This is a genomic window from Mycobacterium sp. (assembly GCF_965229265.1).
GTDB lineage: Bacteria > Actinomycetota > Actinomycetes > Mycobacteriales > Mycobacteriaceae > Mycobacterium.
The window spans coordinates 172874-199092 of sequence record NZ_CBDDIY010000013.1 but is presented as its reverse complement, the minus strand read 5'-3'; the positions used below and the strand labels follow the sequence as shown (position 1 = coordinate 199092).

The following is a 26219-nucleotide window of genomic DNA, read 5'->3' as shown; positions in this document are numbered from 1 at the left end:
CGTGGCGGGCGCGACGAAGGCGAAGATGGGACGCCCGCGCGAATTCGATGCCGAGACCGCGCTCGATCGCGCGATGAACGTCTTCTGGCAACACGGCTATGAGGGGGCCAGCCTCACCGATCTGACATCGGCGATGGGGATCAGCCGAACCAGCATGTATGCCGCCTTCGGCAACAAGGAGCAGCTGTTCGCCCGGGTGCTGCAGCGCTACACCGACGGCCCCGCCTCATACGCCGCGCGCGCCCTGGCGGAGCCGACCGCGCGGGGGGTCGCCGCCGCCATCCTGGACGGTGCGATCATGGCGACCACCGCTGCTGACGGCCCGACCGGATGCCTGGGTGTGCAGGCCTCCCTGGTCGCCGGACCGCCGGCCCGCGACATTCGCGACATGCTCACCGCGTGGCGAAATTCGGCGATCCCGCAGTTGCGGGACAGGTTTCAGCGCGCGGTCGACGAGGGCGATCTGCCGGCGGGGACCGATTCCGGTGTGCTCGCGCGCTATATCCTCACGGTCTCCAACGGCATCGCCGTTCAGGCCGCCAGCGGCGCGAGTTCCGCTGATCTGCGGCCGGTGGCCGAAGCAGCCCTGCGAAACTGGCCGACCGCCTGAGCCCGGGCGGGCCCGCGTTCGGCCGCCTTGTGCCCGGGCCTTACATTTTCGCGACGGCGCGCGTGATGGCTTTTGGTGAGATCCGCAACATGGTCGGGAGCAGGCGGGTCGGGCCCGGCAACGCCATCGGCCGGCGGTGTGCCAGTGCCTTCAGGGTCGCGGCGGCCACGGCTTCGGGTGGCACCTTCTTACCGGTGGCGTCCGCGTTCATCGGCGTATCCGTTCTCGGCGGAAGGAGTTCGAGGACATGGGTGTTGGTGTGCGCAAGCTGGCGGCGCAGCCCCTCGGCGAAGGCGTGCAGGCCGGCTTTCACCGCACCGTAGGTTGGCGCCCGGGTGGGCGAGACCAGGGCGAAGCCCGACGTGACAAACACGATCGCGGCCATGTCGGGCCATCGGCTCAACACCTGTCCGGTCAGCTCGATCGGCGCGGTCAGATTGAGCGCGACCTCCTGGTCCAGGTCGCGGGTGGGGTCGGGGTCAGCGGCGAAGTCTCGTTCCACGAAGGTGCCGGCATTGTTGACCAGGACGTCGAGCCGCCCGAATCGCTCGCCGACCGCGTCCAGCATGGCCATCCGGGCTTGCGGGTCGGTCACGTCGGCCTGAATCGTCAGCGCCTCGGGATGCGCGCGGGAAAAGCGCTCCAGCGCCGCTGCCGACCGACCGCACACGGCGACGGCGGCGCCTTGGGACAGGAAGGCTTCGGCCAGGCTCTTGCCGATTCCGGACGTGCCTCCGGTGAGCAAGACGACGCGCACCGACTCGGGATGGGTGGTCATCGGGGGATCCCTCCGTCTACATTTCTATACCGTTCGGTACGGATCTCAACCTAACACTTCCGTACTCATCGGTGCATAAGTAGGTCGCGGCGTAACCGGGCCCGAGCCCGCGCGCAGCGGCTCTTCACGGTGCCCTCGGCGACCCCGAGCAGCGCGGCGGCCTCGGCTACCGAATAGCCCTGCATATCCACCGTCAGCACCGCCGCGCGCTGCTCGACCGGAAGCCGCATCAGGGCGCGCCGTACCAGGAGCCCGGTCTCCACCTGGGCGGTCCGATCGCCGATCGTGGCCTCCTCGGTCAGGCCGGGTGCGGGATGGATCCTGGCGCGGCGCAGCCGGTCCAGGCAGGCGTTGACCACAATGCGGTGCAGCCAGCTGCTGACGGCAGCGTCGTTGCGGAAGGTGGCAGCACCCCGGTGAGCCGCCAGCATGGCGTCCTGCATGGCGTCGGCGGCGTCCTCGGGGCTGTGTGTGGTCCGGTACGCCAGTCGATAGAGCCGGCGGTGGTGGCGGTGGTAGAGCTCGCTGAACGCTCGTGGATCGCCGGCGACGTGGGCGGCGAGCAGCTCGGTGTCGCTGCGGAGACCGTCCGGGCCGAGGAAGCTGAGCACGGCCCGGACAGTATTGACGTCCGGGATCGCGGGCACTTCACCCGCGCGGGCACCTGTTAGGAAGCGGCCTGGACGGTCAGTCCGGAGATCTCGGTGCGGTTCTTGCCGTCGGTGGTCCCCATCGTGGAGATCCATACCACCAGGTACTGCGTCGGGGCCGACGCATCGACCTGAATAGTGTTGGCCCCCGGCTTCAGCGTGGTGGGCTGGGTCAGCGCGGTGGTGTCCTCGAGGCTGGCGGGGTTGGCGGTGGTGGCCGACCGGATCTGGACCTGGGTGCCGGTGCTGGGCACGGTCAGCGACACGCTGCCGACAGTGGTCGGCTGCGACAGCTGCAACATCAGGCCGACGCCGTTTTTGAAGTTCGGGAACGGGTCGGGATCGGTGTAGGTGTCGGTCGACCATCCCGTACCGGGGCCCCCGGTCAGTGCCAGGTCGGCCTTGTCGGGATTGTCTGCCCCACCCTCCGGCGAAAACACCGTCGCCTTAACGGGTTTGACGGCAGACCCCGACGGGGCGGCGCCCGTCGGTGATGTTGTCGGGTTCAGGCCGAGTTGGTCACCCTTGAGGCCGCCGCCGACATCGCCGAAAATGCTGCTCAGCACGGAAGCCAGCACCACCAGGGCCACCACGAGGACAGCCCCGCCGACCCCGACGCCGATGAGCAGATTGCGGCGGCGCCGGGCGTGGGCCTCGGGGTCATCGTCGTCGGTCGGCCGGGCTCCGGCCGGGCCGGCGGGCTCGACGGGCTCGATCAGTTCGGTGCGGTCAGCAAGCGCGGTAGCCTGCTGCAGGAGATTCAAAAGCGTTGGCGCAGTACGGATACCGCCACCGGCCTGCACGGAGCGGGCGGCTGCCGCCGAGATCTGGAACGGGATGTCGCGGTCGACGGCGCGCGGCTCGAGGGCTTCGCCGGCCGGATCGGTATCGGCCCGCTCCAGGCCACTGGGCACTCCGGTCTCGGGCAACGGCCAGCGGTCGACCAGCAGGGCATACAGCGTGGCACCGATACCGCGGATGTCGTTCTCCGGGGTGGCGTCGGGCAGCGTGGCGGGGAAGGCCAATGCGACGTCACCTTCGATGCTCACCCGCACCCGGCTGGGATGGTCGATCGACAATGCGACACCCAAGGAGTGGGCGGCATCGGCGGCGGCGGCTAGCGACTGGACGGCGCGGGCCCCCCCGATCGGGGACGGGGAGGTGTCGGCCACCTCCTTCAACGACCCGCCCCGGATCCACTCCGAGACCACCAGGCCGCCGGTGCCGGTGTTGGCGACATCGAGCACCCGTGCCACGCCCGCACGTTCGACACGGCTGAGTTTCATTGTGCGGGAAAGGATTTCCTCAACTTGCGCGTCGGACATGGTCCGGTCGGGGTCGACGAACGTCAGCGCCACCTGGCGGTCCAGCGCGGTGTCGAGCGCCTGCCAGAACTGCAGCCCGGGTGGGCCGCCGTGAAACACCAGCAACCGGTAACGGCCCCCGGCAATGCTGGCGCCGGGGACCAGGTGCGTCGCCTCCCCGTGGCTGGGTGAGGACTCCATCGCCGGTGGCGACACCGTGCCGGCGTGGACGTCGGCCAGGACATCCGGCTGGAAGTCATCGGCGGCCTGACGTGGCATCTTCGTGGTCGCATCGCCGGGAGACTCGGCAGCGGGTTTACCCGAGGGCTGGTCGTTCACCTCCGGTCCTTTCCCCGTCGCTGCTCCGGCTACGGCGGCCGAAGCGTCATCCCGGACGGCCCGCGGGCCTGCTCCGGACAAATTTCTGTGCTCAGGGTACGGGACCGCGACCTGGACCCGGGGCCGGTCGAGCGCGGCAACAGGGCTGATCGCCACCGGCGGGGTCCGGGAGATGCGTCGTTTGATCGCATCCCAGGCGGCGACCGCGTCGGGCACCCGGGCGGCGAGCAGCACCGCGACCAGGATCGGCAGCATGATCACGCCGAGCACCAGCAGTCGCAGCAGCGACCCGGCGCCGCCGGCGTGCTCGGTCAGCGCCTGCAGGCCCAGCAGCCGGTCGGCGACGTAGGCGATGAGGCCGGCCAGCAGCGACGCGGTGGTGGTGACCAGGATCGTGCGGATCACCTCGAGGTCGAGCAGCCGACCCCGCGGCGGCTTCAGCGCCCGGTGCAGCAGCACGTAACCGAGCACCGCTCCGGCCAGGAATCCGATCCCGTTGGCCAGGCCGAGATACCCGGCCACCAGCTCCTTGTCGTCGGTCAGGTGCGGTGCCACCAGCGACGCCGCGATCTTGACGATGGTGATGGCGACGATGATCAGGATCGGCGTCCACGGTTGTTCGCGGGCGTAGAACACCCGAAGCTGCAGCAACACCAGCGCGTAGGGAATCAGGGTGAACGACGACAGGGTGATCGCCATGCCCAGGTAGTTGGCGTCGACCTCCCCGAACTTGCCGTAGGCGAACAGCGCGCTGCCGATAGCCGGGCCGCCGACGGTCATGAACGCGACGATCGGGATCAACGTCACCATGGTCAGCCGGGTCGCCAGTGACAGGTCGGCCAACACCGCGGGGCCGTTGTCGGCGGCGGCGTTGCGGCTCAGCCGTGGCATCACCACCGTCAGCACGGTGACGCCGATGATGCCGAATGGCAGCTGCAGCACCAGCCAGGTGTAGTTGTAGATGGCCGGCCCGGAGGCCGCTGCCGTACTGGCGATCTGGTTGCCCACGACCAGGCCGACCTGGCTGATCAGCACATAGAGCACCATGGCGGCGGCCATCGTGCCGAACCGCTTGAGCCGGTCGTCGATGCCCCACAGCGGGCGCAGGCTGATCCGTTCGGTGCGGATCGCGACCAACAGAACCGCCGTTTGGGCCACCACGCCGAGGGTGGTACCGATGCCAAGAACCAACAGCTTGGCATTGCCCATCTCGACGGGGTCGACCGAGAGCTGGCCCGGCACAATGAGATACAGGCCCAGGGTGGCGATCGCGACGACGTTGTTGATCACCGGAGCCCAGGCTGTCGGGCCGAATACGTTGCGGTTATTCAAGATCGCCATGAACACCGACGACAGCCCGTAGAAGATCACCTGCGGCAGAAGCAGATACGCGAAGGCAGCGGTCAACGGTTCGTTCACCTGCGGGTCGCGCCCCAGCATCAGGCGCACCAGCAACGGGGCCACGGCCACCGACAGAATGGTGGCCACCAGCAGCAGGGATGTGGCCAGGGTGACCAGTCGCCGGACGAACGCCTCGCCGCCGTCGGGGTCGTCGCGCTCGGCCCGGGCCAGCACCGGCACGAAGATCGCGGTGAAGGTGGCCTCCAGCACCAACGCCGCGATCAGGTTCGGCAGCTGGTTGGCGACGGTGAACGCACTGGACAGGGCCGCGCCCAGGATCGCAGCCAACAGCACGATGCGGATGAACCCGGTGATCCGGCTGACCAGCGTGGCCAGCGCCATGCCCCAGGAGCGGGACACCACTGCGGCGTCGGACAGTTCGGCGCGGACCGCGCGGGTGCCAGGACCCGGCTGAATGGCGGCGACCGGTCGGCGCGGCGGGGTTGTCATTCGCGGCCGCCGGGGGTGCTCGCCCGGCGGGGCCGGTCCAGGTCGGCCGGGTCGGGCTGACCCCGAAAGCGGTGGTAGAGCCGGCGGCCGACCAGCAGTGCCAGCACCGTGCCGCCGGCCAGGGTGATGGCGAACAGCACCTTGCCGTAGGCGTTGGAATGCACCGACAGCCGCACCGGCTCGCCCAGTTGCAGGCCGTCGGGCGTGCGCAGGGTGACGTCGACGGCGACCCGCTGGGTGAAGTGCACCTCGATGGGGATCCGCAGCGGCAGGTAGCCCGGCGGGATCTCCTGTTCACCGAGGTCGGTGACCGTCATGCCGGGTGGGGCGTCGACCTGCAGGCGCACCCGGATCGGGACGGCAAGGTCGTTGCGTACCGCCAGGGGCAGCGGGCTGTGCTCGGTGGCCAATGTGTACGAGCCGCCGGGGTTGACGATCGTCACCGCGCCGAACAGGTCGTCAATCGTCGCGCCGACCGCGGCAAGGCGCTGTCTGGCTAGGTCGTTGCGGCTTTCCGGCGGCTCGGTCTGGCTCAGCGCCCGCAGCATGTCCTCGCGCAGCGGGGCGGTGTACTGCAGACCGGTCAGGCCGGTGCGCTGGTCGGTGGTCAGCGCCGCGGTCAGGCCCCACACCCGGCCGACCTGACTGCTGATCGTGGCGACCACGTCGTCGTCGAAGCGGCCCCGGGCCTGCCGCGGCAACTCGGCGCCGGGACTCTGGTCGACGGCCGTGGCCGTCGATTCGTCGACCACCGCTGTCAGTGGTCGCGGCACGGCCAGCCCGGACCGGATGGTGGTGGCTAGGGCCGTGAGCATTGCCGCGGCGTCCTCGGGTTGGGGGCTCCATTTCAGGGGCGGCAGCAGGATCTGGGTGCGGGGCTGCGCATCCGGCTGCAATGCCCGCCACAGCATGGATCCGATGGCGTCCTGGCGGCGGGCGGTCGGGGAGTCGTGGGTGAGCGGCACGCTCAACGTGGGATCGACATAGGTGGGCAGGTCGGGATCGGTGCCAACGGCGGCCAGCGCGGCGCCGACGGCGGGGTCGAACGGCGCGGTCACCACCTGCGGCGACAACCGCTGCGGGGTGAGGTCGGCGATCATCGGCTGCCCGGTCGAGGAGTCCTGCGCGGCACACTCGGCTGCCGTGATGGCCACCGTCGAACCCTGGGCGCCCAGGAGGTCGACCGCATCGGGGGTCAGTGGGCCGTCGCCGAGAATGGTGGCCCCTCGAAGGGATTTGATGCCCAGGATCTGGTCGATGATGTCGCCGGCGGCGGCGGTGGCCGCCGTGCTCAGCCCGGCGTCGCCGACCCGGCGCAGCGCGCCCAGGTCGGCTTGCGCGTACGGGGTCGGGGCGACACACATCCGGCCGGCCAGGGCGCGCAGCCGGTCCAGCCAGGCCACCGCGGCGGCCTGGCCCGTCCCGGGATGCGACGCGGCGCCCAATCCGTTGGCGGCGTCGGCGACCGCGTAGCCGGCGGTCATCGCGTTGACGGTCACCAGCAGGTCCGGGTCGATGGCCAGGCACAGCGAACGGCCCACCTCCCCACCGGGATCCACGGCCGGGCTGGTGGCGAATTCGACCGCCGACAGCAGGGTGTCTAGCCTGCCGCCGGGAGCCAGCGACACCGCCAGGTCATCGTTCATCAACCGGACCGGTGTGGTGCCGCCGGGCACGCCGGGCGCAAGCCGAGGTTTGTCGGCCAGCGGCCACAGCATCGTGACCGCCACGGGTGTGGTGGTGTCGGGCGGCACCACGTCGGTCAAGGCGTCGCCGGAGGCGGTCGACGGATCGGGCGGCACACCCAGGACCGGCAGCAGGAAGCGGGCGTCGTCCAGACGTGCGGCGTCACCGTAATCGGGCGTGCCGTTGACGTTGACCAGCAGCGGGTAGACCCCGGGCCGCTCGATGCCCAGTGACGGCGTCGTGGCCGAGCGGATCGGATAGCTGAAGCTGAACCCGACCGCTTGGCCGCGCTGGATCTCGGCCGCGACATTGGTGAACTCGCCGACCGGCTGGTACTGGTCGTTGGCGCCGTCGAGGTTGGTGCGAAGTCCCGCCGATGAGCTCACGGCGGCGGCGTGTTCGAGTCGAGCGACCACATCGTGCACCGGACGGTCGCCGACGTTGGTGACGGTGCCGGTGACGGTAACGGTCGGTTCGCTGGTGGTGGTCACCACGTCGGGGGTGACGCTGTCGAGCCGGACCCGCAGGAACGCCGTCGAGCCGGGTTCGCCGGCGGCGGCGGGCACGGCCGCGGTGGGTAGCGCGATGAGGGCGAGCAAGCCGAGGATCAGCATGATCCGGGGCAGACCGCCGATCCGTCTCGGCACGGTCACGTTCCCGGTCCGGAGCCGTTCGTCCGCGGACCGGATTGACGCGGCCCGGCCTCGTCGGAGCGACGGTTACGGGTGTGCGAGTGGGTTTGGGGGCGTCGGCGCGGGTTGGTCCGCGGCAGCGGCGGCAGCGCCGCCGGTCCGTCGGACTGCAGCAATTCGATGAGCTCCCCGGCGATTTCGGCGAGCCGGCGCTCGTCGGCGTAGGCCAACCGCTTCGGGAGTTCGTGCACGGGCACCCAGGCGACCTCGGTGACCTCCACGTCTTCGTCGGACAGTTCGCCGCCGGAGAACCGCATGAGGTAGTGGTGCACGGTCTTGTGGACGCGCCGGCCCTCGGTGACAAACCAGTAGTCGATGCTGCCCAGGGCGGCCAGAACGTGTCCCCGGATACCGGTCTCCTCGGCGACCTCGCGGATGGCGGTCTCTTCGGCGGTCTCGCCCTGTTCGATGTGCCCCTTGGGCAGTGACCACAGCATCCGGCCGCGGCGATCGACCCGGCCGATCAGCGCGGCGACCTGCGTTTCCCGGGGACCCTCGAGCCCGTCGATGACGAGCCCGCCCGCCGATGTCTCATGGACGGTGCGCAGTCGCGCCGGGGTTCGGCGCTGGGAGCGTGGCCGATGGGGTTTGGCCGGCCTGGGCGGGCCGTTCTCGGAGCTCGGGGCGGGGGTGGGGCGGTTGGCGTCGGAGGCCTCCGGGGCGCTGGCGTCGGGCGCGACGTGCTGCGGCGGACCTGCCGCGCGACGGCCACGGCGCCGACCCCGGCGCCGTCGTGGTTTGGCCTGTTCGCCGTCCGACACCCAAGCGATAGTAGCTGGCAGCCGATGACGTCCCGCCTGCACTCGCCGGTAGCGGACCACTAGGCTCATGCCACGTGTCCGAACCCACCCAGGACGTCGAACTACTCGCACGCGCCCTCGTCGAACTCAACCGGCAGGGTGACGTGCTTCGTGAGATCGGCGGGTTGTTCGCTGCGGCGGGTCACGACCTCTATCTCGTCGGCGGCAGCGTCCGCGACGCCGTCCTGGGCCGGTTGACCACGGATCTGGATTTCACCACCGATGCCCGCCCCGAGCAGGTGCAGCGAATCGTGCGGTCGTGGGCTGACGCGTTGTGGGATACCGGCATCGACTTCGGCACGGTCGGGGTGGGTAAGGCCGGGCAGCGGCTGGAGATCACCACGTTCCGGGCCGACAGCTATGACCAGGTGTCGCGCAACCCTCAGGTGCGCTACGGCGACCGGCTGGAAGACGACCTGATACGCCGCGATTTCACCGTCAACGCGATGGCGGTGCGGATCACCGCCGACGGGCCCGGCGATTTCATCGATCCGCTCGGCGGGTTGGCGGCGCTGGGTGATCGGGTCCTCGACACCCCGGCCGCGCCGTCGGTGTCCTTCGGCGACGACCCGCTGCGCATGCTGCGCGCGGCGCGCTTCGTCTCCCAGCTGCGGTTCACGGTGTCGGACCGGGTGCGTGCGGCGATCGTCGAGATGGCGCCGCAGCTGGGGCGTATCACCGTCGAGCGGGTGGCCGTCGAGCTGGACAAGATGCTGCTGGGCGCCGACCCGGTCGCCGGGATCGACCTCATGGTGCAGACCGGCATGGGTGATGTGGTGTTGCCCGAGATCGGCGGCATGCAGATGGCCATCGACGAACACCACCAGCACAAGGACGTCTACCAGCATTCGCTGACCGTGTTGCGCCAGGCCATGGCGCTGGAGGAGCCCGACCGGCCCGATCTGGTGCTGCGCTGGGCAGCGCTGTTGCACGACATCGGCAAGCCCGCCACCCGCAAGCACGAATCCGACGGCGGGGTCAGCTTCCACCACCACGAGGTGGTCGGAGCCAAGATGGTGCGCAAACGGATGCGGGAGTTGAAGTACTCCAAGCAGATGGTCGACGACGTCTCCCAGCTGGTGTACCTGCACCTGCGGTTCCACGGATACGGCGACGGCAAGTGGACGGATTCGGCGGTGCGCCGCTATGTCGCCGACGCCGGCCCGCTGTTGCCCAGGCTGCACAAGCTGGTTCGCGCGGACTGCACCACCCGCAACAGGCGGCGGGCGGCGCGGCTGCAGGCCAATTACGACGAGCTCGAGGCGCGCATCGCCGAGCTGGCGGCCCGCGAGGATCTGGCGCGGGTGCGCCCCGACCTGGACGGCAACGAGATCATGCGGTTGCTGGACATTCCGGCGGGTCCACAGGTCGGCCAGGCCTGGAACTTCCTCAAGGAGCTGCGCATGGACCGCGGCCCGCTCAGCCACGATGAGGCCGTCGCCGAATTGTTGGCGTGGTGGAACGCGAAGGACACGCCCGGCGTCTGATCAGGTGTGGACTATTGCCTGGGACCCGGCGACGGGACGGCGGCGATGTTCAGCGGTCGCCCCGAGCTGGATCTCGACGGCGACGGCGAACTCGACGCGGTGCGGCTCGATATCGACGGTGACGGGGTCTTCGACGACTCACTGGCCGATCTGGACGGCGACGGTCTGGCCGATCACGCCGCACTGGACCTCGACGACGATGGCACCGCCGAAAGCGTCTACACCGACGACGGGTCGGGGACCTGGGCTCTGACGGCAGCGGGGCCGGGTGGACCGCTGCGGTGGTTCGGGCTCGACGGGGTCGAGCACTCCACGCCCGGCCCGGCCGACGTCGACGCCGACGGCCGGTCCGACCGGCTGCTGGACATCGACCGCGACGGACTCGCCGACCGTGCGCTGAGCTCCGGGCCGGACGGCGGGTTCGACATCGGCTACGTCGACACCGACGGGGACGGCCGGTGGGATGTGCAGCTGGCCGACGCCGACGGGGACGGCACCGCCGACGAGGTCAGTGCGCCGTAGGCCCCGGGCGGTTCACCGGCCCGGTCCGGGTGGGCCGGCGAAGGCCTGGGCGATCCCCAGCCACCGGTCGGCGTCGGCTCCCTGCGCGTGCACATCGAGTTCGGCGCGCGGCCTGCGCTGGGTGACCAGGTAACAGAAATCCAGCGCGGATCCGGTGACCCGCTGGGTGGCGTCTTCGGGGCCCCATGTCCAGCGGCCGCCGTCGGGGGCATCGAGTTCCACCCGGAACGGCTCGGCCGGCGGGGTCAGGCCGTGGACGGTGAACGCGAAGTCGCGAGTGCGCACCCCCCAGGTGTGCGATGGATTTCAGCCGGGCCGACGGCGTGGCGGCCGCGCCGAGGGCGTCGGCCACGTCCAGGCCGTGCGCCCAGGTCTCCATCAGCCGCGCAGTCGCCATCGACGCCGCGCTCATCGGCGGGCCGAACCACAGCAGCTTGCGGCCGTCGGCGACGGTGCGCAGCGCGGTGTGCAGATCGGTCCGGGTCCGCCGCCACCGGGCCAGCAGCTGGTCGGGTGGGGTGACCGCGAGGTCCTCGGCGGCTTTGTCGACGAAGCCGAATGGGTCGGCCGCCGCGGCGGTGAGCAGTTCGGCGAAGGCCGCCTCGTCGGTGATGGACGTCAACGACACCTGATCGGTCCACAGCAGGTGGGCGATCTGGTGAGCGATGCTCCAGCCGGTGGCCGGGGTGGGCTGGGCCCAGCCCGCCGGGTCCAGCGGCCCGACCAAGGCGTCCAGGGCGTCGCTTTCCGCACTCAGGTCGTCGATGATCGTGTCGGCTGTGGTCATGGGCCAACTCTAGATTTCGATCACCCGCCGCCGGCCCACTATCGCGTGCAGCGCCAACCCGGCCAGGTAGATGGCCGAGCCGGCCAGTGCGAGACCGGGGGCGTGCCCGTTGACCGGCATCACGGCCGCCGCCACGGTGGTCGCGGCGATGAACGACACCCAGAACAGCGAGTCCTGTACCGCGAACACGTGGCCGCGCAACGCGTCGTCGACGTCGATCTGCATGGCGGTGTCGGCGCACAGCTTGACCATCTGGCCGGCCAGACCAAGCAGGAACCCGCAGGCCACCATTACCGCCAATTGCAGGGTGGCACCGGCCAGCTGGACCACCGCGGCGCACACCAGTGCGCCGTTGGCCGTCGCGTAGCGGCCCCACCGCTGGATTGCCCAGGGCGCGAGCAGGGTGGCCAGGAACGCGCCGCTGCCGGTGGCGGCGACGAACACGATGGCGCTGCCCAGCCCGACGACGGCGGCGGTGTCGGTATGCCGCACGATCACCAGCACCAGCAGCGAGTTGATCCCGAACACCATGCGGTGGGCGGCCAGCCCCGACAGTGTGGCCGCCACCGAGGGGGTTCCCGCCACGGTGCGGGCGCCGTAGAGCCAGCCGGTGGCGACGGCGTAGAACGCCGAACCGTGCACGGCCCGGGCGGTGTCGTCGGGGCCCAGCTCGTGTCGGGGAAACCGCAGGGACAACACGAGTGCGGTGCCGACCGGGATGGCCACCAGCAAGATGACGGTGGCCGCGCCGGCGTCACCGGAACCGAACAGCCAGCGCGGCAACAGCATGAAGTTGGCGCCCAGGAAGGTGGCGGTGGCCCCGGTCGCGGTGGCGACCGAGTTCATCGTCACGACCTGCTCGCGCCGCACGACGTGCGGCAGTGCCGCCGACAGCCCGGAGGTCACGAACCGGCTGAATCCGTTGACGATCAGCGCGCCGCAGAGCACGGCCAGATCGCTGGCGCCGACCGCCAGCTGCACCCCGACAGCGATCACCAGCACCAGCCGGGCCAGGTTGGCCCCGACCAGCACCGCGCGGCGATCCCAGCGGTCCAGCAACGCCCCGGCGAACGGACCCACGAGGGAATACGGCAGGAACAGCACAGCGAATGCCCCGGCGATCGCCCACGGGTCGGCGGCCCGTTCCGGGTTGAACAACAGGCCACCGGCCAGTCCGGCCTGGAACAACCCGTCGCCGAACTGGCTGGCCGTCCGAAGCTCCAGCAAGCGCCAGAAGTCGGGCAGGCTGCGCACCGAACGCCATAGCGAACGGGATGCGCGGGCGTCGACCATTCGACCAACAGTACAAATATCCAGACCCGCCCGTTCACCACAGCGACGCCCCGGTGATGCCATGATGGAGAGGTGGCGCAGCCGGAGGATCCCGAAGACTTCGTCGCACCCGCGGCGAACCGGGTGCGGGCGGGGACGCTGTTACTGGCCAACACCGACCTGTTGGAGCCGACGTTTCGGCGCAGCGTGATCTACGTCGTGGAGCACAACGACGGCGGCACGCTGGGAGTGGTCCTCAACCGTCCCAGTGAGACCGCGGTCTACAACGTGTTGCCGCAGTGGGCCAAACTGGCGACCAAGCCGAAGACGATGTTCATCGGTGGACCGGTCAAACGCGACGCCGCGCTGTGCCTGGGCACGCTGCGGGTGGGAACCGATCCGCAGGGCATGCCCGGCCTGCGCCACATCGCGGGCCGCATGGTGATGATCGACCTGGACGCCGATCCCGACGCCATCGCGCCCGCCGTCGAGGGGGTCCGGATCTTCGCCGGCTACTCGGGCTGGACCATCGGACAGCTGGAGGGCGAAATCGAGCGCGACGACTGGATTGTGTTGTCGGCGTTGCCTTCCGACGTTCTGGTGGAGCCCCGGGTGGATCTGTGGGCGCGGGTGCTGCGCCGTCAGCCGCTGCCGCTGTCGTTGCTGGCCACCCACCCGATCGATGTCAGCCGCAACTAGGCGGGTGCGGAGCGCCCCAGCCGGCTGGCGATCACCGCACAGGCGAACAGCTGGATCTGGTGAAACAGCATCAGCGGCAACATGATTAGGCCCGCTGCGGCGTGCGGGAACAACACCACCGCCATTGGTAGCCCGGAGGCGAGGCTCTTCTTCGACCCACAGAACAGCAGCACGATCGCGTCGCCACGGGCCAGGTGGGCCAGCCGGCCGGTGACGGCGGTCATGGCCAGCACGACGGCCAGCAACACGGCGCTGACCGCCGCGACCGCGGCTACCCGCCACGGCTGCACACTGCTCCAGATGTGCGCGGTCATCCCCATCGAGAACGCGGCGTAAACGATCAGCAGGATCGACCCGCGGTCCACGGCCCGGGTCAGCATCACGTGCCGGGCCACCCACGGCCCCAGCCGGGGGCGCAGCACCTGCCCGACGGCGAACGGCACCAGCAACTGCGCCACGATGTCCAGCACCGCCGACCCGTCGACCCGTGGCGCCCCACCGACCGGCATCAGGGCCACCACCAGCAGCGGGGTGATCAGCACTCCGAGAATGTTGGACAGCGACGCACTGACGATCGCCGCCGATACGTGGCCCCGCGCGATCGAGGTGAACGCGATCGAGGATTGCACCGTCGAGGGCACCAGACACAGGAACAACAGGCCGACGTAGAGGTCGGCGGTGAGCACCGAGGGCACCAGCACCCTGGCGGCCAGGCCCAGCAACGGGAACACCACGAACGTGGTGGCAAGCACGAGCAGGTGCAGTTTCCACTGCCGCACGCCGAGCCAGGCCTGCTGCGGCGAGAGCCGGGCGCCGTAGAGGGCGAACAGCAGCGCGATGACGACCTTGGTTGCCACCGCGAGCACGTCGGCGGCAACGCCGCGTGCCGGCAGCAGGCTGGCCAGGACAACGACAGCGACGAGCAGGAGCAGGAAGGTATCGACGGGAAGCCGCGACAGCTTCATCAGGTCGTCGTGCGGCTCACTTGCAGGACAGCGAGCAACTGGCACAGCTGCCCACGCAGCTGGCTTCGGCTTGCCGGCGGGCGGCGTAGCGGGCGGCCTGCCAGGAGCCGGCGGCCACCGTTCCGACGGCGCCGAGCACGCACACCACCAGCACCAACAACCCGATTCGCGGTGGCGCGACCAGGGCGACGAACCCGCCGGCGGCCAGCATCACGGCCGCCGCCAGCTGGGTCGGGGCGACCGCACGCAACACCTGCCCGGTGACATCCGGGCCGGCCGGCCGGGTCAGGGTCCACCCGCCCGAGCCGCCGATCAGTACGGCCAGGCCCAGGCACACCACGCCGGCGATGAACATGGGGCCAGAATACGAGCCCCGGCTCAGCGTTGCGGAGCGGGCTCCGCGGGAACGACGGCCGGAACCGCAGCCGGGGCGGCGCCCGGCAGGGCAGCGGCCGCGTCGGACAGCGGTGCCGCGGCCGCTGGGCTCGGCGCAGGCGCCGTCGGCGACGTGACCCGGAAACCGTTCACGATGGCGTCGGTGGCATCGGCGGTGGCGACGACCTGGTTGGCCGCGGTGGTCACGTATAGCGACACTAGGTAGCGATCGGCTCCGGACTGGGCGATGACATGCCGGCGACTGGTGTTCAGCGTCATGTCGTTCTCGCGGTAGGTGCCTTCGATGATCGACGACGGGAATCCGCCGAAGTCGGCCAGCGAGGCGTCGGTGGACTGCCAGTTGAACAACTGCTGGCTATCGACGTAGCCGTGGGTGACGGCTTCCTTGGGGTCGAACTGGCCGACCAGTTTGAACACCTTGAGCTGGGCGTTGGAGGTGTACAGCCCGTCGCCGCCGAGGCGGTCGGCGATGACCGTGAAGGCGTCGGGGACGTTGGGATCGGGGACCAGGCTCCAGCCGCGCGGCATCGGCAGCACGATGTTGAGTGCGGTGAAGCCGGCCGCCTTCTGCGGCTCCATCGTGACGCCCTTGTCCTTGAAGTACTCGGCGAGGGTGCCGGACTCGGCGGGAACCAGCGTTTCGGGTGTCACCGCCAGCGCAGTCGGGGTGGCCAGCGCGGCGGGCACCTGGCCGGTCGCCGGATCGGCGGTGGCCGGAGCGGCCACCGCGGACGCTGCCTGGGGGGCGACGGTGACGGTCTGGGTGACGGTGGCCGGCGCCGGTGGGACGGGAAGGACCGGCTCAGCGGACGCGCTGGCGCCGGCAAACCCCAGCACAGCCGCCGTACCAGCGGCCACACCACCTATGACTACCCGCCAGTTACGGGCATTCGTGATCATCGCAGTAGTCCTTCTCAACACGGTTGGGCCAGGTGAGACCCCTTGCCAGGGGCCGACTGTAACCGCCCCTCGCGGCCCGCGGGTAGGGCTGGAACAGAGCTGGGACCAACCCCTGACCGCACTGCAACGCAACCGAGATCGAGCCGTGTCTGAGGGCTGCGACGGGGGTCACACCTCGGTCCGCAGGGGCCTGGGCGTCACAGCGCGCGCCGGCTGCGGGCAAACGGGTGGGCGCGGCCGCGAGCGGCCCTTATACCCTGTCTGCGTGACCGAATCGCCGACCGCCGCAGCGCAGGGCAACGCTGAATCCGACGCCGACCTGCCGCGGTCCCGCTACACCGCCGAACTCGCGGGGCGGATCGAGCGGACCTGGCAGGACAACTGGCAGGCGTGGGGGACGTTCAACGTGCCCAACCCGGTCGGTTCGCTGGCGCCGGCCGACGGATCGGCGGTTCCCGAGGACAAGATGTTCGTCCAGGACATGTTCCCGTACCCGTCGGGGGAGGGGTTGCACGTCGGCCATCCGCTCGGTTACATCGCCACCGACGTCTACGCGCGGTACTTCCGGATGACAGGCCGCAATGTTCTGCACGCCTTGGGCTTCGACGCCTTCGGTCTGCCCGCCGAGCAGTATGCGATCCAGACCGGCACTCACCCCCGGGTGCGTACCGAGGCCAATATCGTCAACTTCCGGCGCCAGCTGGGCCGGCTGGGACTGGGCCACGATCAGCGGCGCAGCTTCTCGACCACCGATGTCGACTTCTACAAGTGGACCCAGTGGATCTTCCTGAAGATCTACAACGCGTGGTTCGACACCGCACTGAACAAGGCCCGTCCCATCGCGGAATTGATCGGCGAATTCGACAGTGGTGCAAGGATTCTTGACGACGGCCGGGATTGGTCGCAGCTGTCGGCAGGGGAGCGCTCCGACGTCGTCGACGGCTACCGGCTGGTGTATCTGGCCGATTCGCTGGTGAACTGGTGTCCCGGGCTCGGCACCGTGCTGGCCAACGAGGAGGTCACCGGCGACGGCCGCAGTGAGCGCGGCAATTTCCCGGTATTCCGGAAGCGGTTGCGGCAGTGGATGATGCGGATCACGGCCTACTCGGACCGGCTCCTCGAGGACCTCGACGTGCTGGATTGGCCGGAGAAGGTCAAGGCCATGCAACGCAACTGGATCGGCCGTTCGACGGGGGCCTCGGTCCTGTTCGACGCCGACGGCAGCGACATCGAGGTGTTCACCACCCGGCCGGACACCCTATTCGGAGCCTCCTATCTGGTGCTGGCGCCCGAGCATGAACTCGTCGACACCCTGGTCGCCGGGCAGTGGCCCGACGGTGTGGATCCGCGGTGGACCGGCGGGGCACCGACCCCGGCCGAGGCAGTGGCGGCCTACCGGCGTTCGATCGCCGCGAAATCCGACCTGGAGCGTCAGGAGAACAAGACCAAGACCGGCGTTTTCCTCGGCACCTACGCAACGAATCCGGCCAACGGGCAGCAGGTTCCGATCTTCATCGCCGACTACGTGCTGGTCGGCTACGGCACCGGCGCGATCATGGCCGTCCCCGGTCATGACCAGCGCGACTGGGAGTTCGCTGCCGAGTTCGGTCTGCCGATCACCGAAGTGATCTCCGGCGGGGACGTCTCGGCCGCCGCCTACACCGGGGACGGTGCCCTGGTGAACTCCGACTACCTGGACGGGCTCACGGTCGAGGACGCCAAGACGGCGATCACCGCCCGTCTGGAGGCAGCTGGCCGGGGCCGCACCCGGATCGAATACAAGCTGCGCGACTGGCTTTTCGCGCGCCAGCGGTACTGGGGCGAACCGTTCCCGGTGGTCTACGACGCCGACGGCCGCGCCCACCCGCTGCCCGAATCGGCGCTGCCGGTGGAACTGCCCGACATCGCCGACTACTCGCCGGTGATGTTCGACCCCGACGACGCCGCCAGCGAGCCGTCGCCGCCGCTGAACAAGGTCACCGACTGGGTGCACGTCGAACTGGACCTGGGTGACGGCCTCAAGGCGTACTCCCGCGACACCAACGTGATGCCGCAGTGGGCCGGCAGTTCCTGGTACGAACTGCGCTACGCCGACCCGCACAACTCCGAAGCGTTCTGCGCCAAGGAGAATGAGGCCTACTGGATGGGGCCGCGCCCGGCCGAGCATGGCCCGGCCGACCCCGGCGGGGTGGACCTCTACGTCGGCGGTGTCGAGCACGCGGTGCTGCACCTGCTGTATTCGCGGTTCTGGCACAAGGTGCTCTACGACCTGGGATACGTGACCTCGCGCGAGCCGTACCGCCGGCTGGTGAACCAGGGCTACATCCAGGCGTTCGCCTACACCGACTCGCGCGGCGCGTACGTGCCGGCGGCCGAGGTCATCGAGCGCGACGGCAAGTTCTTCCTGCCCGGTGCCGACGGTGAGATCGAGGTGTTCCAGGAGTTCGGCAAGATCGGGAAGAGTCTGAAGAACTCGATCTCCCCGGACGAGATCTGCGACGGCTACGGTGCCGACACGCTTCGGGTGTACGAGATGTCGATGGGGCCGCTGGAGGCGTCTCGGCCGTGGGCGACCAAGGACGTCGTCGGCGCACATCGGTTCCTGCAGCGCGTGTGGCGTCTGGTCGTCGACGAAAACACGGGCGAGGTAAGGGTTTCCGAGCACGAGGCGCTCGACGAGGAGACCGTGCGGTTGTTGCACCGGACCATCGCCGGGGTGTCCGACGACTATGCGGGTCTGCGCAACAACACCGCGGCCGCCAAGCTGATCGAGTACACCAACCACCTCACCAAAGAGGGCATCGCCGCCCGGGCGGCACTCGAGCCGCTGGTGCTGATGGTGGCTCCGCTGGCCCCGCATCTGGCCGAGGAGCTCTGGCAGCGGCTCGGTCACGCCGAGTCATTGGCGCGCGGGCCGTTCCCGGTGGCCGATGAGCAGTATCTGGTGACCGACACCGTCGAGTACCCGGTGCAGGTCAACGGTAAGGTCCGCGGGCGCATCACCGTGGCCGCCGACGCCGACAAGGCCAGCCTGGAAGCGGCCGCGCTGGCCGAGGAGAAGGTGCAGGCGTTCCTGGCCGGGGCCACCCCGAAGAAGGTCATCGTGGTGCCGGGCCGGCTGGTGAACCTCGTCGTCTAAGGGATTTCGGCGCGCAAACCGTCGCACAGCGACGGAAACCGCGCCGAAACCACGCCCGTCAGCGGGGTCGGACGACAACCTGGTGGGTGTGCGCGTCCGGCGGCGTGGCGATCACGTCGGCGACGATCCGCGCCACGGTCTCGGCGGTGAGGAATTTCGCCGGGTCGTACTCACCGCCCTCGTAGGCGACCAGATCGCGCTGCATCTCGGTGTCGACGCGGCCGGGGTGCACACTGGTCACCCGCAGATCCGGCTCGTCGGCGCGTAGCGAGTCGGCGAATGCCCGCTGGGCGAACTTGCTCGCCGAGTACGCCGCCAGCCCCGGTGAGACGTTCAGGCCGGCGCCGGAGTTGATGAACACGACGTGCCCGCGGGCCGCCCGCAGGGCCGGCAGCAGCGCCAGGGTGAGGGCGACGGCGCCGGTCACATTGACCTCGAAACTGGCCCGCCACTGCTCGGGAATCGACTCGTCGAAACGGCCCGGATAGGCCACTCCGGCGTTGTGGACCAGCACGTCCAGCTCGGCCAGCGGCTCGGCGGCGGCCTCGATGGACTCGGCGTCGGTCAGGTCCAGCGGCCAGGTGGTGGCCCCGAGCCGGGTGGCGACGGCATCGAGCCGTTTCGACGGGCGCCCGGCCAGCAGCAGGGTGTGGGTGGGGGCCAACGCCTCGGCGATCGCCGAGCCGATGCCGCCACCGGCCCCGGTGATCAGTGCGGTCCGCACCCCCGGATCGCTGCGCTCCTGCATGGTGGTCACCCTACCGATCTGCGTTTCGCCCCCGCGCGTCGCAGAATGAACGCGTGGCATTCGACCCGAGCTTCGGACCAACGCAGCTGGCCGCACGCGCGGCCTACCTCCTGCGCGGCAACGACTTGGGTGTGATGACCTCGGCGGCGCCGCTGCTGTACCCGCACATGTGGAGCTGGGATGCCGCGTTCGTGGCGGTCGGCCTGGCCCCGCTGAGCGTCGAACGTGCCGTCGTCGAACTCGACACCCTGCTGTCGGCGCAGTGGAGCAACGGCATGATCCCGCACATTGTGTTCGCCAACGGGGTCGACGGCTACTTCCCAGGACCGGCCCGCTGGGCGACCTCCGCGCTGGCGGCCAACGCCCCGCGCAACCGGCACACCTCGGGAATTACCCAGCCTCCGGTGCACGCGATCGCCGTGCAGCGCATCCTGGACCGGGCCCGTACCAGAGGCCGCTCGACCCGGGCGGTGGCCGAGTCGTTCCTGGATCGGCGCTGGCCGGATCTGGTGCGCTGGCATCGATGGCTGGCCGAGGCCCGGGATCAGAACGAACGCGGCCGCATCACCCTGTATCACGGCTGGGAGTCCGGTATGGACAACTCCCCGCGCTGGGATCCGGCCTACGCCAACGTGATTCCCGGCACTGTGCCCGAGTATCAGCGCGAGGACAACCATATCGTCACCGACGCCAGCCAGCGACCGTCCGACGTCGAGTACGACCGCTACCTGTGGCTGCTGGAGGAGATGAAATCGGTTCGCTACGACGACGACCTGCTGCCGAAGGTGATGAGCTTCGCCGTCGAGGACGTGTTCGTCTCGGCCATTTTCTCGGTGGCCTGCGATGTGCTCGCCAATATCGGTGAGGACTACAAGCGGCCCAACGCCGACGTGCGGGACCTGTACTCGTGGGCCGACCGGTTCCGTGCCGGCGTCGTCGAAACCACCGATGAAAGAACCGGAGCTGCAAGAGATTTCGATGTTCGATCCGGCAAGTGGATTGCCACCGAGACCGCGGCGCAGTTCGCCCCGCTGCTCAGTGGTGGCCTGCCGCACGAGCGCGAGCGCGCGCTGCTGCGGATCCTGGAGGGCCCGCGGTTCTGCGGGCACCCCGACCTGAAGTTCGCCCTCATCCCCTCGACATCACCGGTGTCGCGGGACTTCCGCCCACGCGAGTACTGGCGCGGCCCGGTATGGCCGGTGCTGACCTGGCTGTTCTCCTGGGCGTTCGCTCGGCGAGGATGGTCGGAACGCTCGCTGTTGCTCCGCCGGGAAGGCCTTCGGCAGGCCAGCGATGGCACCTTCGCCGAGTACTACGAACCCTTCACCGGCGAGGCGCTGGGCAGCATGCAACAGTCCTGGACCGCGGCCGCGGTCCTGGACTGGCTTGGCTGACTAACCCTCAGCCTGTTCGACCAGGCGTTCCAGTGGTCCGAGGGCCTTGGCCACGGTCTCGCGCTCCTCATCGGTGAGCTTGGACAGCATGGCGGTCAGATGTGCACGTCGCGCGGCCAGCGCCTCGCGGTGCTGCACCAAGCCCTGCGGAGTGACTTCGACGAGGACGGCGCGCAGATCCGAGGGGTCGCGGGAACGCTTGACCAGGCCGAGCTTCTCCAGCCGACGGATGGCGACGGTGGTGGTCGGGGTCCGCACCCGCTCGCGGGCGGCCAACTCGGTCATCCGGATCGGGCCTTGATCCAGGAGGGTCAACAGAATCGACAGTTGGGCCAGCGTCAGGTCGCCGCCGGGCGTGCCGGGCTTGGTATCGCTGCGGCGCAGGACCGAAAACAACTTGGAGAGGACCCGGTGCAGGTCCCCGGACAGGTCGGTGACCTGCGGTTCGGCCTCAATCATAGTTCGCTAGTCTAACCTGTCCGTGCCTGTCAACCACTACGTTGGGCGGTATTGCTTGGCGCGGCGTATCAGAGGACCTGGGAAAGGAACCGCCGCAGCCGCTCGGTCTCGGCGGCGTCGAAGATCTGGCCCGGCGGCCCGGACTCGATGACCACGCCGTGATCCATGAAGACCACCGAATCCGCGGTGGAGCGGGCGAAGCCCATCTCGTGTGTCACGACGACCATCGTCATCCCGTCCGCCCCCAACTCGGCGATCAGCGCCAGGATGCCCTTGACCAGCTCCGGGTCCAGCGCCGAGGTGGCTTCGTCGAAGAACATCACCTGCGGCGCCATCGCCAGCGCCCGGGCGATCGCGACCCGCTGCTGCTGGCCACCGGATAGGGTGGCCGGCCGCACGTCGGCCTTGTGCCGCAGGCCGACCCGCTCGAGCTGGGCCAACGCCAGCTCGCGGGACTCGTCGGCCGACAACCGCTTGAGCTTGCGCGGGGCCAGGGCGACGTTGTCGAGGACGCTGCGGTGCGGGAACAGGTTGAAGTGCTGGAACACCATGCCGATGCGCTGGCGCAGCTGGTCGGGGTCATCGTGCAGCACCGACCGGCCGTCGAGCAGAATGTCCCCGCGGTCGGGTTCGTAGAGCCGGTTCAGTGTGCGCAGCAGGGTGGACTTGCCCGATCCCGACGGGCCGATGACGACGGCGGTGCTGCCGGCGGGGACGTCGATGTCCACCCCGCGCAGTACCGCGTTGTGGCCGAACGACAGGTGAATACCGTTGGCGGCCAGGGAAACCGGTTCGGGCCGGGAGGCCAGCGTCATCACACCATCTCCTGGCTCGTGGTGCTCGGGTCCAGCGGGTCCTCGTCGGCGGGGGGCCGCCCGCGGCGTAGCCGCGCATCGATGTAGTTCACCAGGTGGGTCAGCGGGACGGTCAGCAGCAGATAGAACAGACCGGCGGCCACCAGCGGGGACAGGTTTCCGGTCTGCGCGTTGAGGTCGCGGCCCACCTGGAAGAGCTCGCGCTGGCTGGCCACCAGGCCCAGGAAGTACACCAGCGACGAGGCTTTCAACAGCGAGATGAACTGATTCACCAGCGCGGGCAGCACACGTCGCACGCCCTGGGGCACGACGACCAGCCGCATCGACGAGGAGTAGCTGAAGCCCAGCGCGCGGGAGGCTTCCAGCTGCCCGGCATCGACGCTCTGGATGCCGGATCGGAAAATCTCACCGATATAGGCCGCCGCCATCAGGCCCAGCGCGGCCACGCCAAGCGGGTACGGGTTGTTTCCGGTGAGTCCACCGACGACCGGACCGACGCCCAAGCCGATCAGCAGGATGATCACCACCTCCGGCAGGCCCCGGAAGATGTCGGTGTAGACCCGGGCCGGCCAGCGCAGCCAGCGTGACCCCGAGATGCCGGCCACCGCCAGGACCATGCCCAGCAGCAGGCCGATGACGCTGGCGCTGAGCGTCAACAACAGTGTGTTGGGCAGCCCGGTGGTGAGCAGGTCGGGGATGGCTTGCTTGTAGAGCTGCCAGTCCAGGAAGGACTCCCGAAGCTGGGTCAGTACCGATTTCGGTGCCTGCGCGGTCTCGGCGGGTGTGGGCTTGGCGGCGGCGATCGCAGTGAAGTCGGGCAGCTGCGGTACCGGGGCAGCCTTGGACCCGGGTTTCCAGCCCGGCGGCAGCGCCCGCGGCACCCAGTCGGAGTACAACCGCGACCACGTGCCGTCGGCGATGACCGCGTCTAGGCCGGCGTTGAGCGCGTCGATGAGCGGCCGGTTCTCCTTGGCTACCGCGTAGGCGACGAAATTGTCCAGACTGAAAGTGTTTTCGATGATCTGCGCCGCATCGCCGGGCCGTACGGTGCCCTGCGCCTGCTGCGACGGTGCCACCCACGCGTCGATCTGGTTGGTTTTGAGGCTGGCGTAGACGGTGTTGTAGTCGGGGAATTTCACCGGTTGTAGGTGCAGAGTGTCGACGACGTAGGCCTCCTGGACGGTGCCCTGCACGACGCCGATGCGCTGTCCGGGACCGAGCTTGTCGAATCCGGTGATCGGCGAGCCGGACGGGACGACCAGTGAGAAGTAGCCGAAGTCATAGCCGTTGGTGAAGCCGACCGTGCGTCGGCGGGCGTCGGTGGTGGTGATCGAGGACGAGCCGACGTCGAACCGCCGCGCGGCGACCTGCGCGAGCAGCCCGGAGAACTCGGTGCCGACGAAAGTGACCTTCAAGCCCAGCTTGTCGGCGATCGCTCGCAGCAGCTCGTTGTCGAATCCGGTGAACTGGCCGGCAGCGTTGATGCAGATGCTCGGCGGCGCATCGGACAGCGTGCCGACGGTCAAGGTTCCGGGGGTGATGAGCCCGAGCGCGTCCCGGTTCACTGCGGTCAACGGTTCGGTGCCAGCGGTGGTGTATTTGTCTTCCCCGGGTCCCTTGGCGGCGGCCGCGAGGTTGGTGGGTAGCGCGCTGGCCGAGTCGACGCCGGGCGGTGCGCACTGGTCGGCGCCGGCGGGTGCGGCCGCCATCAGCCCGGCGACCATCAACAGACTGGCCAGCGCCGCAACCAGGCGTACGGGCGCCCGGCCCGAGTCAGGGGTCACCATTAGCAAGGTACTGGTGATGCGGGTCCTGGCAGCGGCTTCGGGTCAAGACGAGTGCAAAGCGGGGAACACCCCGCAGCGTTGCAGGTCGGTGATCACGACGTCGGCCATCAGGTCAGCCCGGTCGATGCAGACCCGGCGTGCCGCCGCCGGATCGCGCCGCCGGATCGCGGCATTCTCGACTTCGGCGAAGGGCAAGAGCTGGGCCGGTCCGGGGGGATAGCTGGCCCAGAAGGCTTGCGGCATAAGGCTGCGCGACGCCTGGATGCTGGCGGTCAGGCGGGGGCCGGCGTACTCCTTGACCAGGGCGTCCCGGAAACGATCCGCGCCCGCCAGGTATTCACCGGGCGTGGCGGCGCTGCGCATCACCGCCATCCAGCGGTCGAGATCTGCGAGTACTCCGGGTCGGGGATCGGCCGCGGCGCGGGCGGACACTGCGCCGGTCAGCAATCCGTGCACCTCGTGGTGTTCGCGCAGGGCCGCTTCGTCGAATTGCTGAACGAATGCTCCCCGGTGGTAGCGCGTCACCAGAATTCCGTCGTGCTCGAGCTGGCCCAGCGCTTCCTGGATCGGAACACGGCTCAGGCCGAGCGCGGCGGCGATGTCGTTGCGATCCACCCGGTCACCGGATCGCAGCCGCCCGCTCAGAAGCAGCTCGAGAATGTGGGCGACGACGACGTCTTTGTCTTTGACCCCATAGCGTTTGGGCATCGTTCTCGCAGACGCATCCCGGGTGGGCTGTGGGGATGCAGGGCACCATCCTGCCGGTTGTTGGCGGCCGACACCAGTGATTCGCGCAATCACCGTTCGGCGACCCGCCAATCGAACGAGCGCGCCGTGCAGCGCGACGCATCTCAGCAAGCCCGATCGTGAAACGTCCTCTGCCGACGACGATCCGGGCCGTCTGGTGTCCAAGTCCGATCCGTCGCTGCCGACGGCCGACGGCCGTCGGGAGTCGCGGCCAGCGGGAGGCCGGCCCGTTGTTTGCGGATTGCCGTGCATTTGCTGTGCACAACCAACTTCGTCCAGCTAACATATGTTTGCCGGGCGGGGGGAGGGTTGTCTGCTACGGCTCTGTATACCTCTTATGAAGAAGGGTTCAACCGTGGCAGGAAACGTACGCGTGGGGGTTGTCGGGGTGGTTGCTAGCCTGGCCGTTCTGGCGGTCGGGTGTGGACATAAGGACACGTCGGCGAAGCCGTCGAGTCCGACGGCGGCAAGCCCGGCCTCTGAGGTCGTCTTCCCGACGGCGACCCGGACCGACGTCAACGGCAACGGAAAGCCGGACAGCGATGCCGCCGATAAGGATTGGCCCGGCAAGATGACGGTGGTCTACGAGGACGCCAAGACACCCGATGCGATTCGCGGCCGGAAGTTCATGGAGGACACCAACCTGCTGCCCCAGCTGGTCGACGACATCAACGACACGCTCAAGCTGCCCTATGACGTTCCGTTGCGTGGCTCGCAGTGCGACGAACCGAACGACTTCTGGAACCGGGACGACAAGTCGATGATCATGTGTTACGAGGACATCGCCAACAGTCTTGATCTTTACAAGATGGCCGGCGACAAGGACCCGGCCGACGGCACCTTCCACGAAGCGCTGGCGTCTTTCTACCACGAGACTGGGCACATGGTGATCGACCTCTACGACCTGCCGGCCACCGGGCGTGAGGAAGATGTGGCCGATCAGGCTTCGGTGTACCTGTTACTACGCCCGGAGAACGGAAAGATCGACCCGGACAGCATTTCGGCGATCCTTGACTCGGCTCGCTGGTTCGACGCGATGGACGCACTCAGCGGCGGTCAGGTGAACTTCGCCGATCCCCACTCGCCGAGCGAGGCTCGGATGTACAACATGCTCTGCTGGGCCTACGGCGCGCAGCCGGACGCGATGAGCGCCGCTGTTGCCGAGGGCCTGTTGCCTGAAGAGCGCGCCGCCAGTTGCGGTGACGAGTACCAGAAACTCGATCACGCCTGGAGCACACTGCTCGAGCCCTACCTGAAATAGCCAGGGGTTTAGCGGCACCCCCTTGGGGAACATCGCTAGGCCGGTTGCGCGTTCCCCGCGCACAAGCAAATTAGCGCCGCTAGGATGAGTTTGCCCGGCGGGGGGACGATGGTCTGCGCAGGCTTGGGACG

At 69.2% G+C, this 26219-nt stretch carries 21 protein-coding genes and 2 pseudogenes; 7 read left to right on the top strand and 16 right to left on the bottom strand.

Translation table 11 applies throughout. The features are described from left to right. The first annotated feature begins 1 nt into the window (after position 1). On the top strand, positions 2-610 hold the full coding sequence (locus ADBZ9K_RS23035) for a TetR/AcrR family transcriptional regulator (RefSeq protein ID WP_526624582.1): 609 nt from the start codon (positions 2-4) through the stop codon (positions 608-610). A 40-nt stretch (positions 611-650) separates the two neighbouring features. Here the strand turns inward: ADBZ9K_RS23035 and ADBZ9K_RS23030 are convergent, their stop codons facing one another. From ADBZ9K_RS23030 to ADBZ9K_RS23010, 5 genes and pseudogenes are all read right to left on the bottom strand, one after another. Then, positions 651-1388 carry an SDR family NAD(P)-dependent oxidoreductase gene (locus ADBZ9K_RS23030; RefSeq protein WP_526624581.1) on the bottom strand — a complete coding sequence of 246 codons (738 nt, stop codon included), beginning with the start codon at positions 1386-1388 and terminating at the stop codon, positions 651-653. Between the two features lie 92 nt (positions 1389-1480). Beyond that, positions 1481-1999 (bottom strand): annotated as a pseudogene (gene sigM, locus ADBZ9K_RS23025) (RNA polymerase sigma factor SigM); the annotation flags it as partial. A 56-nt stretch (positions 2000-2055) separates the two neighbouring features. Beyond that, complete coding sequence (murJ, locus tag ADBZ9K_RS23020; RefSeq protein ID WP_526624580.1) at positions 2056-5532, bottom strand: murein biosynthesis integral membrane protein MurJ; 3477 nt, start codon at positions 5530-5532, stop codon at positions 2056-2058. Continuing rightward, a complete protein-coding gene (locus tag ADBZ9K_RS23015; protein ID WP_526624579.1) occupies positions 5529-7871 on the bottom strand; it encodes a hypothetical protein in 2343 nt (780 codons plus the stop codon). Before ADBZ9K_RS23015 ends, murJ begins: the two co-directional genes overlap by 4 nt. Beyond that, positions 7868-8671: an NUDIX hydrolase gene (locus tag ADBZ9K_RS23010; protein WP_526624578.1), complete on the bottom strand. Its 804-nt coding sequence runs from the start codon at positions 8669-8671 to the stop codon at positions 7868-7870. The genes ADBZ9K_RS23015 and ADBZ9K_RS23010 overlap by 4 nt, the downstream gene beginning before the upstream one ends. A gap of 74 nt (positions 8672-8745) precedes the next feature. On the opposite strand from ADBZ9K_RS23010, the gene ADBZ9K_RS23005 reads away from it, so the two are divergent. Both ADBZ9K_RS23005 and ADBZ9K_RS23000 read left to right on the top strand, forming a co-directional pair. Beyond that, positions 8746-10197, top strand: coding sequence for a CCA tRNA nucleotidyltransferase (locus ADBZ9K_RS23005; protein WP_526624577.1), 1452 nt, complete (start codon positions 8746-8748; stop codon positions 10195-10197). 6 nt (positions 10198-10203) lie between these two features. Then, positions 10204-10719 (top strand): pullulanase, encoded by a 516-nt coding sequence (locus tag ADBZ9K_RS23000; protein ID WP_526624576.1) that lies wholly within the window; start codon positions 10204-10206, stop codon positions 10717-10719. 12 nt (positions 10720-10731) lie between these two features. On the opposite strand, the gene ADBZ9K_RS22995 is transcribed toward ADBZ9K_RS23000, so the two are convergent. From ADBZ9K_RS22995 to ADBZ9K_RS22985, 3 genes and pseudogenes are all read right to left on the bottom strand, one after another. Then, positions 10732-10941 (bottom strand): hypothetical protein, encoded by a 210-nt coding sequence (locus ADBZ9K_RS22995; protein WP_526625591.1) that lies wholly within the window; start codon positions 10939-10941, stop codon positions 10732-10734. Positions 10942-10984: 43 nt separating this feature from the next. After that, positions 10985-11506 (bottom strand): annotated as a pseudogene (locus ADBZ9K_RS22990) (maleylpyruvate isomerase family mycothiol-dependent enzyme); the annotation flags it as partial. Positions 11507-11515: 9 nt separating this feature from the next. Continuing rightward, positions 11516-12799 carry an MFS transporter gene (locus ADBZ9K_RS22985; protein ID WP_526624575.1) on the bottom strand — a complete coding sequence of 428 codons (1284 nt, stop codon included), beginning with the start codon at positions 12797-12799 and terminating at the stop codon, positions 11516-11518. Between the two features lie 72 nt (positions 12800-12871). Here ADBZ9K_RS22985 and ADBZ9K_RS22980 point away from each other — a divergent pair, with 72 nt between their 5' ends. Then, on the top strand, positions 12872-13477 hold the full coding sequence (locus tag ADBZ9K_RS22980) for a YqgE/AlgH family protein (RefSeq protein WP_526624574.1): 606 nt from the start codon (positions 12872-12874) through the stop codon (positions 13475-13477). Here ADBZ9K_RS22980 and ADBZ9K_RS22975 read toward each other — a convergent pair. Genes ADBZ9K_RS22975 through ADBZ9K_RS22965 form a run of 3 tightly spaced genes read right to left on the bottom strand, consistent with a single transcriptional unit; the run spans position 13474 to position 15738 of the window. Then, a complete protein-coding gene (locus ADBZ9K_RS22975; RefSeq protein ID WP_526624573.1) occupies positions 13474-14442 on the bottom strand; it encodes a bile acid:sodium symporter family protein in 969 nt (322 codons plus the stop codon). The genes ADBZ9K_RS22980 and ADBZ9K_RS22975 overlap by 4 nt on opposite strands. Before the next feature lie 16 nt (positions 14443-14458). Then, a complete protein-coding gene (locus tag ADBZ9K_RS22970) occupies positions 14459-14797 on the bottom strand; it encodes a hypothetical protein (RefSeq protein WP_526624572.1) in 339 nt (112 codons plus the stop codon). 23 nt (positions 14798-14820) lie between these two features. After that, positions 14821-15738, bottom strand: a complete 918-nt coding sequence (locus ADBZ9K_RS22965) for an LpqN/LpqT family lipoprotein (protein WP_526624571.1) — start codon at positions 15736-15738, stop codon at positions 14821-14823. A gap of 265 nt (positions 15739-16003) precedes the next feature. On the opposite strand from ADBZ9K_RS22965, the gene leuS reads away from it, so the two are divergent. Further along, positions 16004-18877: a leucine--tRNA ligase gene (leuS, locus tag ADBZ9K_RS22960; protein ID WP_526624570.1), complete on the top strand. Its 2874-nt coding sequence runs from the start codon at positions 16004-16006 to the stop codon at positions 18875-18877. Positions 18878-18935: 58 nt separating this feature from the next. Here leuS and ADBZ9K_RS22955 read toward each other — a convergent pair whose 3' ends face one another. Further along, the gene (locus ADBZ9K_RS22955; protein WP_526625590.1) at positions 18936-19601 is read right to left on the bottom strand and encodes an SDR family oxidoreductase; all 666 of its coding nucleotides are present in this window, start codon (positions 19599-19601) and stop codon (positions 18936-18938) included. A 77-nt stretch (positions 19602-19678) separates the two neighbouring features. Here ADBZ9K_RS22955 and ggh point away from each other — a divergent pair, with 77 nt between their 5' ends. Continuing rightward, positions 19679-21019 carry a glucosylglycerate hydrolase gene (ggh, locus tag ADBZ9K_RS22950; protein WP_526624569.1) on the top strand — a complete coding sequence of 447 codons (1341 nt, stop codon included), beginning with the start codon at positions 19679-19681 and terminating at the stop codon, positions 21017-21019. Here ggh and ADBZ9K_RS22945 read toward each other — a convergent pair whose 3' ends face one another. From ADBZ9K_RS22945 to ADBZ9K_RS22930, 4 genes are all read right to left on the bottom strand, one after another. Continuing rightward, complete coding sequence (locus tag ADBZ9K_RS22945) at positions 21020-21478, bottom strand: MarR family winged helix-turn-helix transcriptional regulator (protein WP_526624568.1); 459 nt, start codon at positions 21476-21478, stop codon at positions 21020-21022. Positions 21479-21546: 68 nt separating this feature from the next. Beyond that, positions 21547-22293, bottom strand: a complete 747-nt coding sequence (locus ADBZ9K_RS22940; RefSeq protein ID WP_526624567.1) for an amino acid ABC transporter ATP-binding protein — start codon at positions 22291-22293, stop codon at positions 21547-21549. Then, positions 22293-24080 carry an ABC transporter substrate-binding protein/permease gene (locus tag ADBZ9K_RS22935; RefSeq protein ID WP_526624566.1) on the bottom strand — a complete coding sequence of 596 codons (1788 nt, stop codon included), beginning with the start codon at positions 24078-24080 and terminating at the stop codon, positions 22293-22295. The genes ADBZ9K_RS22940 and ADBZ9K_RS22935 overlap by 1 nt, the downstream gene beginning before the upstream one ends. A 42-nt stretch (positions 24081-24122) precedes the next feature. Further along, on the bottom strand, positions 24123-24788 hold the full coding sequence (locus tag ADBZ9K_RS22930; protein WP_526624565.1) for a GntR family transcriptional regulator: 666 nt from the start codon (positions 24786-24788) through the stop codon (positions 24123-24125). A 394-nt stretch (positions 24789-25182) separates the two neighbouring features. Here ADBZ9K_RS22930 and ADBZ9K_RS22925 point away from each other — a divergent pair, with 394 nt between their 5' ends. Next, positions 25183-26088 (top strand): DUF4344 domain-containing metallopeptidase, encoded by a 906-nt coding sequence (locus ADBZ9K_RS22925; protein ID WP_526624564.1) that lies wholly within the window; start codon positions 25183-25185, stop codon positions 26086-26088. Positions 26089-26219 lie beyond the last annotated feature (131 nt).

Bases quoted from the DNA above. Each gene is read 5' to 3' on its own strand.
- ADBZ9K_RS23030 (WP_526624581.1), bottom strand. From the start codon at position 1,388: ATGACCACCCATCCCGAGTCGGTGCGCGTCGTCTTGCTCACCGGAGGC.
- murJ (WP_526624580.1), bottom strand. From the start codon at position 5,532: ATGACAACCCCGCCGCGCCGACCGGTCGCCGCCATTCAGCCGGGTCCT.
- ADBZ9K_RS22985 (WP_526624575.1), bottom strand. From the start codon at position 12,799: ATGGTCGACGCCCGCGCATCCCGTTCGCTATGGCGTTCGGTGCGCAGC.
- ADBZ9K_RS22975 (WP_526624573.1), bottom strand. From the start codon at position 14,442: ATGAAGCTGTCGCGGCTTCCCGTCGATACCTTCCTGCTCCTGCTCGTC.
- ADBZ9K_RS22970 (WP_526624572.1), bottom strand. From the start codon at position 14,797: ATGTTCATCGCCGGCGTGGTGTGCCTGGGCCTGGCCGTACTGATCGGC.
- ADBZ9K_RS22965 (WP_526624571.1), bottom strand. From the start codon at position 15,738: ATGATCACGAATGCCCGTAACTGGCGGGTAGTCATAGGTGGTGTGGCC.
- ADBZ9K_RS22945 (WP_526624568.1), bottom strand. From the start codon at position 21,478: ATGATTGAGGCCGAACCGCAGGTCACCGACCTGTCCGGGGACCTGCAC.
- ADBZ9K_RS22940 (WP_526624567.1), bottom strand. From the start codon at position 22,293: ATGACGCTGGCCTCCCGGCCCGAACCGGTTTCCCTGGCCGCCAACGGT.
- ADBZ9K_RS22935 (WP_526624566.1), bottom strand. From the start codon at position 24,080: ATGGTGACCCCTGACTCGGGCCGGGCGCCCGTACGCCTGGTTGCGGCG.
- ADBZ9K_RS22930 (WP_526624565.1), bottom strand. From the start codon at position 24,788: ATGCCCAAACGCTATGGGGTCAAAGACAAAGACGTCGTCGTCGCCCAC.